Source organism: Veillonella sp., from assembly GCF_019414865.1.
GTDB lineage: Bacteria > Bacillota > Negativicutes > Veillonellales > Veillonellaceae > Veillonella.
Genome location: NZ_DXLG01000037.1, coordinates 1 through 14,812, shown reverse-complemented (window position 1 = coordinate 14,812; position 14,812 = coordinate 1). Strand labels below are relative to the sequence as shown.

General features: G+C 39.8%; 16 protein-coding genes. 2 read left to right on the top strand and 14 right to left on the bottom strand.

Features of this window, described 5'->3' with window-relative positions; genetic code table 11:
- On the bottom strand, positions 1-431 hold a 431-nt coding region (locus QZ334_RS03900; protein ID WP_295232094.1), incomplete at its 3' end, for a sirohydrochlorin cobaltochelatase.
- A 437-nt stretch (positions 432-868) separates the two neighbouring features.
- On the opposite strand from QZ334_RS03900, the gene QZ334_RS03895 reads away from it, so the two are divergent.
- Positions 869-1,858: a sirohydrochlorin cobaltochelatase gene (locus QZ334_RS03895; protein ID WP_105089352.1), complete on the top strand. Its 990-nt coding sequence runs from the start codon at positions 869-871 to the stop codon at positions 1,856-1,858.
- 51 nt (positions 1,859-1,909) lie between these two features.
- Complete coding sequence (locus tag QZ334_RS03890) at positions 1,910-2,851, top strand: ABC transporter substrate-binding protein (protein ID WP_295232090.1); 942 nt, start codon at positions 1,910-1,912, stop codon at positions 2,849-2,851.
- A gap of 97 nt (positions 2,852-2,948) precedes the next feature.
- Here QZ334_RS03890 and QZ334_RS03885 read toward each other — a convergent pair whose 3' ends face one another.
- The 13 genes from QZ334_RS03885 to QZ334_RS03825 form a co-directional block, all read right to left on the bottom strand.
- A complete protein-coding gene (locus QZ334_RS03885) occupies positions 2,949-3,731 on the bottom strand; it encodes an ABC transporter ATP-binding protein (RefSeq protein ID WP_105089354.1) in 783 nt (260 codons plus the stop codon).
- Complete coding sequence (locus tag QZ334_RS03880) at positions 3,731-4,726, bottom strand: FecCD family ABC transporter permease (RefSeq protein ID WP_105089355.1); 996 nt, start codon at positions 4,724-4,726, stop codon at positions 3,731-3,733. The genes QZ334_RS03885 and QZ334_RS03880 overlap by 1 nt, the downstream gene beginning before the upstream one ends.
- A 238-nt stretch (positions 4,727-4,964) precedes the next feature.
- Complete coding sequence (locus QZ334_RS03875) at positions 4,965-5,630, bottom strand: precorrin-8X methylmutase (RefSeq protein WP_024045186.1); 666 nt, start codon at positions 5,628-5,630, stop codon at positions 4,965-4,967.
- Positions 5,617-6,405 carry a precorrin-6A reductase gene (gene cobK / locus QZ334_RS03870; protein ID WP_295232084.1) on the bottom strand — a complete coding sequence of 263 codons (789 nt, stop codon included), beginning with the start codon at positions 6,403-6,405 and terminating at the stop codon, positions 5,617-5,619. Before cobK ends, QZ334_RS03875 begins: the two co-directional genes overlap by 14 nt.
- A complete protein-coding gene (cobJ, locus tag QZ334_RS03865; RefSeq protein WP_295232100.1) occupies positions 6,402-7,091 on the bottom strand; it encodes a precorrin-3B C(17)-methyltransferase in 690 nt (229 codons plus the stop codon). Before cobJ ends, cobK begins: the two co-directional genes overlap by 4 nt.
- A gap of 29 nt (positions 7,092-7,120) precedes the next feature.
- A complete protein-coding gene (locus tag QZ334_RS03860) occupies positions 7,121-8,266 on the bottom strand; it encodes a cobalt-precorrin 5A hydrolase (RefSeq protein ID WP_295232097.1) in 1,146 nt (381 codons plus the stop codon).
- A 4-nt stretch (positions 8,267-8,270) separates the two neighbouring features.
- Positions 8,271-9,032 (bottom strand): precorrin-4 C(11)-methyltransferase, encoded by a 762-nt coding sequence (cobM, locus tag QZ334_RS03855; RefSeq protein ID WP_004697358.1) that lies wholly within the window; start codon positions 9,030-9,032, stop codon positions 8,271-8,273.
- A 1-nt stretch (position 9,033) separates the two neighbouring features.
- The gene (gene cbiT / locus QZ334_RS03850; protein WP_054748358.1) at positions 9,034-9,621 is read right to left on the bottom strand and encodes a precorrin-6Y C5,15-methyltransferase (decarboxylating) subunit CbiT; all 588 of its coding nucleotides are present in this window, start codon (positions 9,619-9,621) and stop codon (positions 9,034-9,036) included.
- Positions 9,618-10,244 (bottom strand): precorrin-6y C5,15-methyltransferase (decarboxylating) subunit CbiE, encoded by a 627-nt coding sequence (gene cbiE / locus QZ334_RS03845; protein ID WP_295232080.1) that lies wholly within the window; start codon positions 10,242-10,244, stop codon positions 9,618-9,620. Before cbiE ends, cbiT begins: the two co-directional genes overlap by 4 nt.
- A complete protein-coding gene (cbiD, locus tag QZ334_RS03840; protein WP_295232077.1) occupies positions 10,220-11,338 on the bottom strand; it encodes a cobalt-precorrin-5B (C(1))-methyltransferase CbiD in 1,119 nt (372 codons plus the stop codon). The genes cbiE and cbiD overlap by 25 nt, the downstream gene beginning before the upstream one ends.
- A 71-nt stretch (positions 11,339-11,409) precedes the next feature.
- Positions 11,410-11,904 carry a YajQ family cyclic di-GMP-binding protein gene (locus tag QZ334_RS03835; RefSeq protein WP_295232075.1) on the bottom strand — a complete coding sequence of 165 codons (495 nt, stop codon included), beginning with the start codon at positions 11,902-11,904 and terminating at the stop codon, positions 11,410-11,412.
- 314 nt (positions 11,905-12,218) lie between these two features.
- Positions 12,219-12,935: a hypothetical protein gene (locus QZ334_RS03830; protein ID WP_295232073.1), complete on the bottom strand. Its 717-nt coding sequence runs from the start codon at positions 12,933-12,935 to the stop codon at positions 12,219-12,221.
- Positions 12,936-13,109: 174 nt separating this feature from the next.
- Positions 13,110-14,714, bottom strand: coding sequence for a WG repeat-containing protein (locus QZ334_RS03825; RefSeq protein ID WP_295232070.1), 1,605 nt, complete (start codon positions 14,712-14,714; stop codon positions 13,110-13,112).
- Positions 14,715-14,812 lie beyond the last annotated feature (98 nt).

Genomic DNA, 14,812 nt, shown 5'->3' with positions numbered 1-14,812 from the left:
GCTTTTGTATTAACATGACGTACGATGCTTTCTAATGTTGCTTCATAATCATCAGCATAATTTTTTACACCTAACGACGTAAGCAATGGTTTACCAATGTTCACTTGTGTGAAACCATATTCATTACTATGTAAAAACTTCAATGCTTGTTTACGCATTTGTTGGTAACACTGATCTGCTACCAATGTTATAGGTTGAATGTATACCTCATCGACACCCATACGAGCAAAATCCTGCATAGCTTCTGTGAAAGAAGAAATCTTATCATCGTACTTCTCGTTCCACTTCTCTACTAATGCATCAGATAAGAATACACGGCGTACCTCCATATCGCTATACATGGAACGTACTTTTTTCTCTATACTGCCGATGGATTTCTCCACAGCATCTTGATAAATTGATCCAAAGGATGCAATAATTATGCCTTTCATATGTGACCTCCATATCGCTCATACATGATACAATCTCCATAACTGAAAATTGTTATCAACTACTATGTAACAATAGTACAAGATTCACGAATATAAGTCAATGAGAAAAAATATCAAAATATCCCTAGAAAGGAAAATAAAATTACTCATATATTCACACATTCATATCCTTATAACCAAAAAGAATATATTTATAAAAGCTAATACTATACTATATTCATCACATTAATTTCTTAAAAAGCCCTTATTTTTCCTATACTTCTAGGGGTATGGGGTTTATTGACACCCCTATGTCCCTTTGTTACGATTGGCTTAAGGTTATATATATGCAATACATCTATAGTGGTCTATAAACCTATAACGATTTATATAAAATTATCTATACTACTAAGATCATTGCATAGATTTGTAGTTAAGTTATGGATAGGAGTTTTAAAATGAAAAAACAATTAGCATTAGCATCCGCTATTCTAGGTCTTTTAGTGTCCTTTGGTACATCTACTGTATCTAACGCTGCTTATCAATTAAATGAAGAAGTAAAAGATCCTACACCAGCATTGAAAGAAGCTGCTGCGATTGGTGTACGCACACACAATACAGAAGCTTTACAAAACTTGCCAAACAAAGATGCTATGGTTGTTATGAGCTTTGGTACAACTTATAAAGATACTCGTGCAAAAACAATCGACGCAACTGTAGATGCTATTAAAGCAGCTCATCCAAACACAAAAGTAGTTACAGCTTTCACAAGCCATATCATTCGTGATCGTATCCAACAAAAAGAAGGTATTACTTACCCAACTCCTGAAGAAGCTTTGGCTGAACTCAAAAAAGACGGTTACACTCGCGTTGCATTAGCATCCCTTGATGTAATCCCTGGTATGGAATACAACTACGATGCAGCAGTATATAATTTGTACAAAGATAATTTCAAAAAAATGACACTTGGTACATCTCTTATGTACTGGATGGGTCAAGAAAACCAAACTGACCAAGTTATTGAAACATTAAAAGCTGTTCAATCTCAATTCCCTAAATTAGGCAAAGAAGACGCTCTTCTTATCATGGCTCATGGTACTCCAGATCCTTCCAATGCTTACTATTCTGTAATTCAAGACCGTATCCATACTCTTGGTATGAAAAATGTATTTATCTACACAGTAGAAGGTACTCCAAATCTTGAACAAGTTATCCCACAATTAAAATTACATGGTATTAAACATGTTACATTGATGCCATTCATGATGGTTGCTGGCGACCATGCAAACAACGACATGGCTGGTGCGGAACCAGATTCCCATAAATCCATCCTTGAAAAAGAAGGCTTCAAAGTAGATACTTACCTTCATGGTTTAGGTGAAAACCCTAACATCCGTAACTTATTCGTTGAACGTGCTAACGAATCTTGGGACGCATTACAAAAATAATCATTCAACAATTTAACTAGTATCGTTATATAACGTACATAGGAGTACATCATGAAAAAACTACTACTCTGTAGTCTTGCTTTGGTCATGATCGTACTAGCAATGGCTGGGTGTGGTAAATCCACATCCAGCTCTTCTGCTACTACGAAGGAACTTACCTTTAATGGTGAAACCTACACTGTACCAAAGGATCCACAACGCATCGCTGTTCTTTCAAATTCTGTATTGTCCATGCTATACGCAGTGGATGGCAAAGCCGTTTCTCGTGCTAGCACAACAGATAAATTAGCACCAGAATTAGAATCATTACCTGCATTAGGTCAAACGGCTAATATCAACATGGAACAATTATTAGGTTTAAAACCAGACGTAGTATTGGGTCTACAAAACCAACATAAAAAATACAAATCCCAATTACAATCTAACAATATTCCAGCCGTACTTTTTAATTACGATGGCATCAAGGATAATGTACCAATGCTAACATTCCTTGGGGAATTAACCAACCACCAAGATAAGGCTAAATCTGTTATTGCTACCTATGAAAGCAACATTCAAAAGGTAAAGGATGCCATTAAAAACCAACAACCTGCGCGTGTTGCCGTATTACGTGCTACGGGTAAAGGCGTGACTGCCGAAACTGACGAAGCAGTAACTGCATCTATGGTCAAAGAATTGGGTATGACAAATGTTGTAACATCTCACCTAGATGGTACAACTAAGGATAAAACGGTACCGTATTCTCTTGAAACATTAACCGCTGATAACCCTGATATTATCTTCGTCGTTACCATGGGTAAAGAAGAAGAAATTACAAAGGCTATGAAACAAGCCATGACAGATAATCCTGCATGGGCAAATCTTAAGGCAGTACAAAACAATCGTGTTATTTACTTACCATCTAAACTATTCCTACTTAACCCAGGACTACAAACACCTGAGGCTATGGCACGTTTAGTGAAAGAAGCTTATGGCATTAATGTTACATTCTAATATATTACATTATGCAAAAAAGGGCATTCCCCAATGGGGAGTGCCCTTTTTCCTACTATTGGTTTAAATTCTTATGGGTTTAAACTATTTAACTAAACTATTTAACTAAACCTTTTACCCGCACATATTGCTTATCATCGAATGTATCAATCTGCACATCTACAGAGAATACCTGTTGAAATAGATGATCTGAAATAATTGATTTCGTCTCACCCGATGTCACTAAATGGCCATTTTTTATAACGGCCATATAATGTGAATATTGTACGGCTTGTGTCAATTCATGAAGTACCATCAGTACTGTTAACCCTTGCTCTTCATTTAATCGTTTTAGTAACTCCATGATTTCTAGTTGATGATTAATATCTAAGTACGTTGTTGGCTCATCTAACACTAGTAATTTAGGTTCCTGAGCCAGAGCCATAGCAATCCAAACGCGTTGTCGTTCACCACCCGATAAAGATGGTATTAATTGATAACGCAAATGGTCTGTTTTCGTAATGCCTAAGGCATAGTCAACGATTTCTCGGTCCTCTTTGGCCGTATTCTTCCACCAAGTTTGGTATGGATAGCGTCCACAATATACCAATTCTTCTACGGTCATATCCTTTGGCATATTAGGCACCTGTGGCAAAAATGCCATCTGCCTTGCCAATTCACTTTGTGAATAGGACTGTAATGGTTTTCCTAGAATTGTTACACATTCACGAGGACTATGGATATAGCCAATCATAGACCGTAACAATGTACTTTTACCACAACCATTAGGTCCTATTAAGGTCGTTATTTTACCAACAGGAACCGATACATTAATATCATGCAGAATCTGACGATCACCGAGAGTTACGGATAACTGTTTTACATCAATAGCCGTTTTCATTAGTTATCCCTCCTCAATAGATATAAGAAGAATGGTGCCCCAAAGAAGGCCATGATAATGCCAACCGGTACCTCGATTGGACTCCACATGACACGCCCTACCGTATCGCTAATAACGAGGACGAGTGCGCCTAATAATGCCGAGCCAGGTAGCAAATACGCATAATCATTGCCGATGATTAAACGCAACATATGAGGTATAACAAGGCCTACGAAGCCAATCAAGCCCGCAATACTAACAGCGCCTGCCGCTAATAAAGCAGCAACGGCTGTCATAACAAACCGCGTTTGTTCAACCTTAAGACCTAGCCCCTTTGCTGTTTCATCACCTAAGCTTAAGATGGTCAAACGTTTAGCTCCTAAGCAAGCAAAAATAAGACCGACTAACGCGTATGGGAACAGAACCTCTACTTGAGGCCAACTGCGTGCAGCCAGTCCCCCTACCATCCAAAGCAAAGCGCCTTGCACACGATCACCAAAGAATACAAGCAATGCAGAAATACCAGAGCCTAAAAAGGCAGCCACCGCAACACCGGCCAAGATGATACGGCTCGGGCGTACACCATTTTTCCATGCCAGAGCATATACCATGAGAGCGGCAGCCATAGCACCTAGAAAGGCCACTAAAGGTACTATATGGTCATAACCAGGAAAAAGAATAAATATGATAACCCCAGCAAGTCCAGCACCGGACGAAACGCCAACGATTTGAGGATCTGCTAAAGGATTCTTCATTACGGCCTGTAAAATGGCACCCGATACGGCTAAACAAGCACCAACTAGTGCAGCTACAATATTACGAGGCAACCGAATATTCCAAATAATTTGTGATGATGTATCTGTTAGCTCACTAGCCCACAATGTATGCCAAATCTCCGTTAATGACACCGGTGTAGACCCCCAAATAAGGGATATAATCATGCTAGCTACAACAGCAACTATTAAAAAAATAATAACTGATAATCGAAATAATTTTCGTTCATTAATAGATGCCATACGAACCCCCTCTCCAGATTTTCATATAACAAATACGTTATTTTGAAAATCCTAAATTTTTAGACTTAGTACTACCTATTATAGAGATACTACCAGTTAAAAATATTTATTTTTAACTGGTAGTATCTAAAAAAGATAATATTATAGGCCTAAACATTTACTTTTAACTGGTAGTATTAAAAATATACAGTAAAACCCGAATCGCAAAAAACTACTAACATACGATTCGGGTTTTGTATTATTTAGACTCTTTGCCTTCTACGAAGAGCATGTCATTGCGTTTTACATCTGTGTAAAGCAATGCATTACATACGGAAGCAGCGATTGGGCTACCACCTTTGTTACCTTTTACAGTGATGTAAGGAACTGGGGATACTTCCATCAAATAGTCTTTGGATTCTGCAGCGCCTACGAAGCCTACAGGGATACCAATGATAAGAGCAGGTTTAACGCCTTCTTCGAGGGCTAAACGCAATACTTCGTACAATGCTGTTGGAGCATTACCGATAGCAACGATTTGACCTTCTAATTGTTTGCCAAATGTACGCATAGCGGCGATAGAGCGAGTTACCCCCAACTCTTTAGCCATTTTAGCTACGTTTTCATCTTTAATTAAGCAGTGTACTTCGTTACCGCGAATTTTAAGAGCTGGTTTAGAGATACCTGTGCGAACCATTTCCACATCTGTATAAATATCTGCACCATTATCTAATGCTTCGATACCTTTTTGAACAGCATCAGGGCTCATTTTTACGAGTTGAGCATATTCAACGTCGCCAGAAGCATGTACAGTACGAGATACTACGCGTACTTCATCATCTGTTAAACCCAAATCTTTTACATAATCGTAAATGATTTCCATACTTTTATCTTCAATGGCTTTAGGATTTTTAACGTAATCCATTAGTGTCCTCCCATAATTTGAAAAATTCATCATTAGATGATACCACGTGGCTTTCAATCTTAACACGTGGACGATCGATAACAATAACATGGATACCAAGATCCATGGCTGCTTGTAATTTTGTATCAGCACCACCTACAAGGCCGGAGTTTTTCATAACTACAACGCTCGCCTTCGTATCGTGGAACATGATGCGGTTCATATCGTAAGAGAATGGACCTTGTACAGCAACAATGCGTTTGGGACTTACATTGAGGTCTTCCATCATTTGTAACACCTCTGCAGTTGGCAAAATGCGTGTCCATACTTCGCAATCTTGCAAGGCTTCAGATTTAGCAAAGATGTGCATTGTCTTACTACCAGTAGTCAAATACACATGGTTATTATTTTCCTTCGCTAACTTGCCTGCCAAATTCGCTGCTTCTACTTCGTCCACTACGATATGTAATTTATCATAGTCTGGTAATGGTACCTCTTTACGTTCGAAACGAACAAAAGGAATACCTTCAGCTTTTGCTGCATCTTGAGCCGTAGCCGTAACGATAGCAGCATACGGATGGCTTGCATCGATTAATAGACGCACATTGTACTCCTTAATCAAATTTTGCATAGCCTCTTGGTCAAGGCGGCCTGTATGTACGGTAATGCCTTTATGGGCAGCAAGCTCTGCACCATATTGGCTAACTACCGTAACAAGCACCTCTTCACCTGTCCGTTCTTGAATATCTACCGCTAAGGTGCGACCATCCAAGGTACCGGCGATGACCCAAATCATAATTTGTAGCCTCGAGGTGTAATCATACGACCATTTTCAACATAAGTTTGGCTATTGCCGATGATAACAAGTGTTTGCATATCCACTTCTTCATTTGTGAAGTTTTCAAGATCAGAAATTACCATATGTTGACCTGGGCGGCCTGCTTTTTGCACGATGCCCACAGGTGTTTTAGGGTCGCGGTATTTAAGAACGATTGCGCGAACTTCATCTAAATGTGTAACACGTTTTTTACTGCGTGGGTTATACAAAGAGATAACCATATCACCTTGTGCACAAAGGTCTGCACGTTTTTTGATAAGATTCCATGGAGTCATCAAGTCGCTCAAGGAAATAACTGCAAAGTCATGCATCAGTGGTGCACCTAATACGGATGCTGCAACGTTTACAGCACTAAGGCCAGGTACGATGTCTACGGAAGGACGTTTTTCTGCTGGTACTTTATTAGCAAGTTCCAACACAAGACCTGCCATGCCATATACGCCAGAGTCACCAGAGGATACTACAACTACTTGATGACCTTCTACAGCCAAATCAACTGCTTGTTGGCAACGATCTACTTCTTGCATCATTGCAGTACCTACAGTTTCTTTACCTTCGATAAGGTCTTTAATCAAGTCGAGGTATGTCAAATAACCTACTACGCGGTCAGCTGCTAAGATAGCTTCGCGCGCTTGAGGCGTCATAAACTCTTCATCGCCAGGGCCAATGCCGATTACTTTGATGTTACCTGTGCAATGGCTACCGTTGTTTTGGGATAAATTGTTTTGTGCTGTATTAATGTTCGGCTCTTGGCCGCTAGTAATGCCGTTGTCTCGCATACGTTTCCTACTCCTATAGTTCCTTTTACAAAATTAGATTCTTTTAATTCTTCTTGTTCAATGAGTGGTGCCATCTCGTCCTGTGTATAGAACACGATAGGCCACCCCATAATTTGCATAGCCTCTAAGAGGCCTACTTCATCTTGTTTAACGATGACCGATGCAGCCGTTACAAGGCTCTTTGGTGAAAGCTTATGTGCTGCTAGCGACTGTTGTATGGCGTCAAGGATTAATTCCTTCGGCGTATCTCGACGACAGCCAATGCCCATCGTATACGTACGAGGGCGCAAAATCAATTGATGTCCATACTCGGTCATTACTTTATCCGTAATGACTACTCGAGATAAGCCCTCTTCATCGCCTTCATTTTTACATGGCATAGACTCTAGTTGATTCAAGGAAACAACATGAACCATACCATGCTCACCAATATGAGCTTTTGCAGCTTGTTCTAAACGCTCTACATTCGGTAAGCTTGCATCGATATAATAATCAACCTGTTCTCCCCCAACGATGGCAGAGTTCACATTGATTAAGGTTTGAAAATCATCTACCAACAGATGCTCGTGGCGCGCCAACACGTCAGGCGCTGGCAATCCGTTTACATCCGTTGCGGTTGTAATGACGGGGTCCGCATCGATGGCCAGCGAAATGGACTGCGTCCATTCGTTGGCGCCCCCAAGGTGACCAGACAGTAAGCTAATCACATGGTGTCCTACTTCGTCCATTACGACTACTGCAGGATCCTTAGATTTATGCTCAATATATGGTGCAATCATGCGCACTACAATACCGAGAGCCATAATACAAAGTACTTGATCGTAATCCTTGAAAATCTGTCCAATATGGTTTTTGAGGGAATCAAAATAAATAGCCTCACCACCAGAAGGACGGTTTTCCTTTTCAAAGCAATCCGCATGGGGTGCCACCAAAGACTTGATGCGTTGACCTAGCTTTGCACCTCGTTCAGACACAGAAAGAATAGCTGTTCTATTTTTCTTGCTTCTCGTCAAAGGCGCAACAGTTTCTAGTTCTTTCATCATACTAGTCCTTAGCACTGCGGTACATGTGAGCAAAGCCTTTGTCGTAGAGTTTAGATAATTCGTATTCACTATCTAATACATGGCTTACTACGATCATAGCTTGGCGCAATACGCCCTCTTTCGCTACGATGTCCGCAATAGTTTCCAATGTGCCACGAATAATGCGTTGGTCTGGCCAAGACGCTTTTACTACGATAGCCACTGGAGTTGTTTTGTCATAACCGCCCTCGATGAGTTCAGCCACTACTTTATCTAACATTTGGACGCTAAGGAAAATACACATTGTTGCTTCATGAGATGCTAACATGCGTAATTTTTCCTTTGGAGGCATCGGTGTACGGCCTTCCATACGCGTAATGATAACTGTTTGAGATACATTAGGTAGTGTATATTCTTGTTTCAAAGCCGCTGCTGTAGCAAGGAAAGAACTTACACCTGGCACGACTTCATAAGAAATGCCCATGCCAGCTAGTGCATCCATTTGCTCTTGAATAGCACCATAAATAGCAGGGTCACCTGTGTGAAGGCGAACTACGCTTTTACCAGCCTCAACAGAAGCCTTCATAACAGCCAAAACCTCATCAAGGTTCATGGTAGCACTGTTATGAATTTCACAGCCTGGTTTACAAGCCTCTAAAATAGCAGGGTTTACCAAGGAGCCAGCGTATATAACAACGTCTGCCTCTTGCACTAAACGATACCCTTTGCGAGTGATTAACTCAGGATCTCCAGGGCCTGCGCCTACGATATGTACATCAACCATATTACTCTCCTTCTGCGATACGCGTTGCAGATACAATGAAAATTGGGCTCAAAGGATCTAACAAATGATATGGACCAGCCTTGCGGTAACGGCTGATAGACATTTGGTAACCTTCATAGGTGAAAGGACGACCTTTCAACTCTTTAAGAATTGTGTAGCCAGTTTCCATTGTTACAGCAGTTACAACTAGACGGCCACCAATTTTTAATAGACGTTGCGCCTCGTCCATAATGCCTGTCATACCGCCAGCACTGCCGCCGATAATAACCGCATCAAGCTCAGGCAATTCTTCCATGCCTTCAGGAGCTTTGGACTTGATAACCGTCATATTATTTACATTGAATTTCTTCATGTTCTCATTGATAAGGTCGATACCTTTATCAAAGCGCTCAATCGCATATACATGCCCTTTAGGAGCTGCCAAGGCTGCTTCAATGGAGATAGAGCCCGTACCAGCACCTACGTCAAGAACGATGCTATCCTCCTCGATGCGTGCCTCGTTCATAACGGCTTTGCGAATCTCGCATTTCGTCATCGGCACGTCGCCGCGGATAAATTCCTCATCAGGAATTCCGAAAAAATGTCTCATCCTAGTACCACCATTACAGAGTGACCAAAACCTTCTAGCTCAGTTATTACCTCTAGCGTAGAGTCTACAATTTTTTCATCATCATAGCTCAAACGCTCAAGGGCTGCTGCTCTCGTTTCTTTTGGCCAACCTGCATCTATTAAAATACGCGCAATATGCGCTGGATTATATTCAGGATCCGTCAAGAATCCCATCTTTTTACCTGCTTCATATACGAGCTTCTCTGGTGCCGGTTGACGGCCGTGAAAGCTCATTAAATCCGCATCATGCCACACCTCATTAAGTCGTGCAAAAGCAAAGGTCATAGAACTAATGCCTGGCACCACCTCAATAGGATTGGCAGGGAATTTATTTTTTAAATACGGCAACAAGCTATAGTAGCCAGTATCACCACTAACCATAACGACAACGTCATGATCGTTGAGCTCACGCTCAATTTGCTCAGCGAGCAAGCTAAGCTTACCCGTTACAGGATATGTAATTTGGCCAGGTTCTTGAAAGTCCTCTAAGGACCGTTCGCTACCGACCAATACTGTAGCATGTTTAATTAAATTAAGGCCTTTAGGTACCACATAATCAGGATTACCTGGACCAATGCCTACGATATACAAGGTATGTGCCATTGTTCAAGCTCTCCTATCTCTTTTGCATGCTTATCCATCGCCAAAATCTCGCCCTTTAAGGTGGTAATAATGATACCTACCTCTGCTTCGTTAGCAATATATCGCTCACTACGTAGAGAGGCACGATCTACAACGCGTTGGTATACACCATTCAATCCTTCTCGTTCTAAAATAGGGAACGTAGACTCTGTAGTTTGGCAATTAAATAACTCTTCACACACCGCTTGGGATGCCCCTTCTAAAGCGGCATAGGCTACGATGCTTTCCATGCGACCATCACTCATGCGATTATGGGTATGGAAACTACCACTAGCTAATTTTATTAATTTGCCAATATGACCGATGATCAAAATACGCTTGAAGCCAATTTGTACTGCCTTTTCCAGCATAAAGCCAATAAAGTTACTGGTTTCTGCCATTTGGTTCTTATGAATCCCCAGAACTTGTTCCGCCAGATCCTGACCGATACGGCCCGGCACGAGAACAGCCGTTTCACAACCATTTGCTTTCATAACCTTTAGCTGAGGTACTAACGAGTTTTTGAACCCTTCTTCACTCATAGGCTTAACGATACCCGTAGTACCGATAATGGAAATACCACCTTCGATACCCAGGGTATGATTTAACGTTTTCTTGGCTAATACCATACCGTTTGGTACGCTCACCGTTACCGTTACGCCTTGGCCATGTACACAATGCTCTTCAAAGACGATTTTCATCATCGCTCGAGGCCCTGGATTGATGGCCGGTTCTCCTGGCGGCATCGCAAGGCCCGGTTTCGTTACCGTCCCAACGCCAAAGCCTGCCCGGAATCGTAGTTCACCAGTATCATCAAGGGTCACTGTCGTTTCCACATCATTGCCATGGGTTACATCAGGATCGTCGCCGCCGTCTTTCATAACGGTCACCTTAGCCTCTGTATCGGATATGACCTCTACGGCTTTAATAGGCACCTCAATATACTGACCTTGAGGATTTTCAATGACCACTTGATCCACGATGTTCTTATCTAAGAGGGCCAATAAACCAGCTTTCATACCTGCCGTAGCACATGAACCTGTGGTATAGCCACCCTTCATGTCCTCTACTTTCATAAGGCCTCCTACACCGATAGGGTTAGCAACTCCAATGAATCAAACTAACCCTATCTTATGGACATATGTTATTAGGAACGGAAGTTAACGAATTGCAATTCTACAGGAATATCCAATTGTTTTAACATTTGGATAACTGCTTGCAAATCGTCTTTATCCTTACCAGATACGCGCACTTGATCCTCTTGGATAGATGCTTGTACCTTAAGCTTCATGTTTTTAATTGCTTTTACTACTTCTTTAGCATTTTCTTTCGTAATACCTTTTTTAATAGTAATTACTTGGCGCACTGTAGCACCAGCTGCAGGTTCAACCTTACCGTAGTCAAGATTTTTAATCGCTACATTACGTTTAACCATCTTGCCTTTTAATACATCGATAATGGCATTCAATTTATATTCATCATCACCGATGATTTTGATAGTGTCGCCTTCAAGACTAATTTCCGCTTTAGAGCCACGGAAATCATAACGTGTACCAATCTCTTTTTTCGCTTGGTTTACCGCATTGTCTACTTCTTGCATATCCACTTCAGACACAACGTCAAAGGAACAATCTTTAGCCATTTTATACCTCCTACACCTGAACCCGTTGGGCATGGGGTTCACAGTATTACTTTCATCATCCTCATATTCCAAGTAAAAGTGTAAATGTACACCAAATCGGAATATATCTCTATAATTATACCTTATAACACGCTTATTTTCTAGGTAAATCGATTTTTTTAATTATAACTATTATTAATCATAGAAGGATTATTCAGACTATAAAGAAAAGTAAGTATTAGCTATTTCAAAAAACAAAATATCCGGTACCCAACAGATACAATCTATCGATACCGGATATTTAATCACTATAATATTTTCATATGAATCTTAATCTATCTTGTTGGCAACACAATATTTTGCCCAGATGGTTTACTTGGGTTCATAGCATTTGGAAGATCTTCCACTGTTGTATTTAAATCTGTATCAGCAGCTACCACAGCAACAAACTTTTGGCCTGGTTCATAGTAAATGTTTGTCCCCTTCATAAATAAGCCACCAACTAGGCTAACAGCAGCAGCCACAGCTACAGCACCATTATCAGAATGACCTTTACCTTTTACTTGAGCATCGAGAGGAACTGTAACTCCATTAACAGTTTTAATTTCATTTATGCTAAATTCTAATCTACCTTTGCGGCCAAGCATACCGTTTTTTCTAGCTTTTGTAATCGTTCCCAGTACTTCTTGGTTTGCTGGAATTACTACAACATCATTTATAAGAAGATTTTCTAATGTTTTTAATCTAAAAGTATTCCCCTCTTTACTTCGTTTGGAACTAATTGGAGTAATTAATTCTAATTCAATCTTTGTATCCTTAGGAATATAAGCATGACCATTAATAATAGAACTTGTGCGTACAGTTGAAGATGAGTCTTCATTTTTTAACAGTTGAATACGATTAACACCTGATGGCATCTCTGTTTTTACAACAGAGTTCTCCCCTGCGGCTTGTTCTGTAGTGTTTTCCCCATGCGCAACTGTAGGCATTAAGCAACCCAAACCAATACAACCAACAACCAACAATTTTAAAAGTGCTTTAGAAGATTTCATATGTACCCCCAAAACCAAATAAAAACAAATAAAAACATATAACTATACATTATAGGCTCAGTATACCATATCATGAATTTTTAATGAACCAATTATTTTAGTTATAATATTTGTTATGAGTTTGTAGCAAATAGCGCAATAGATTATACACAGAAAATTTTGACCAAATACGATTTATAGCACATTAACTGCATCATACATTGGTTGAACAACCCATTCACCGTTTGAGTTCATTACACCCCATTTTCCATTAGACTTCACTGCGCCATAACCATGTCTAAATGGTACAGTTTTACTAATCAACTTATTCTTATCATGGAATAAAACTTTACCACTCTCATCAATTAATTGATAATCGTTAGACCCTTTATGAACCCAAGTATAGGCCCCACCAAATGCGTCTATTGTCATATCCTTAGTTGTTGTAAATACAGTATTACCGGATTGCATATCAATTAAGTATTTACTTTCACCTTTTGTAGCTACCATCCGAGTAGCACTTACAAAATTAATTGAATCATATATAAATGGATTAACTTGTTTTCCTGTTTCTAAATTAAAATTACCAGCTTTTCCATTATCTTTATTGATGAGTACTAACAAAGCATTAATGGTATCCATTTCCCCTGCATCATAATTACCAGGTTGAATAATATATTCACCATTACGATTCATAAATCCTAATTTACCTTGATTTTTAACAAGTGTACCATAAGCTGTCATTGGCCATACGGCATCATTCTTGCTGTCAATGATGATATTGCCACTGCGGTCCAAATAACCACGTTTTACACCATCATAAACTGGGTTCCAAGCATCACCATAATAAATCCCACCTTGACTGCTTAAACCTATGCCTACGGCCATGCTTAAAAATCCACCTAAATTAAACTTACTAATATGACGTCGATATTCGGCCAATCCATTCTTAAATTCATCAATATCGTCTGTAGGAGCTTCAAAAATTGGATTGCCGCTACCATCAATAGCTATAGTTTTACCTTTAGCACTTTTTACAAAGGCACGATCTTCACTAAATTTTGTATACACTTCCTTAAATTGTGGCTCAATCACCGTATTGTTAGAAGCATCTACAAATCCCCATTTATTTTTTACAGAAACGGCTGTATAAGAATCACTTGGATAGGAAATAGAGTTTATTTTAACATCGCCATTGGATAAATTTTTTACCATTTCGCGACGTGCCAAAATATCTTTATCATGCTCACCATAGGTGTCAACACCACTAGAAATCACAGAACCATCAATGTTAATATGTTCTAATGTTTTTTTAGTATATGCATAATATGTACCATCAGCAGATAATGATGGATCGATATCTAAATATTGTGGTTCAAGCAAAACTTTACCGTCTGTACCGACTACGCCCCATTTTCCTTTTTGTTTTACTGTAGCTAATTGGCCCAACTTAATAAAGTTATCATTGTCAATTACTGCTTGTATCGATTTAAGAGCCGCTGGAGGCTGATGCTGAGCAGAAAGAATTGGCACAACAACATAATCCGCCATGCGTCCAGCACCAACCGATACGGATACACCGCTAGATTTAGCTTTAGATTTTTCCATAGTTGAAACTGAAGTAGAGGATGTTGCTGTTGTATGTTTCTCACTAGTTACACGCGTACTTGTAGATGTCGGTGTATCTTGATTTGTCACAGTTTTACTGCTAGTAGATGTTGTTGTAGATGCTGCAAAAGCACTTGTAGACATAGTCGCCAACACACAAGCGACTAACAAGGATTTCTTATTCAGTTTCATAAACCTCTCCTTTTACAAAGCAAACCATATACTCATCAATATATGATTTTAAGATATTGAACGGCCAAAGCATTCAAATAAATAAAACACCAATACAT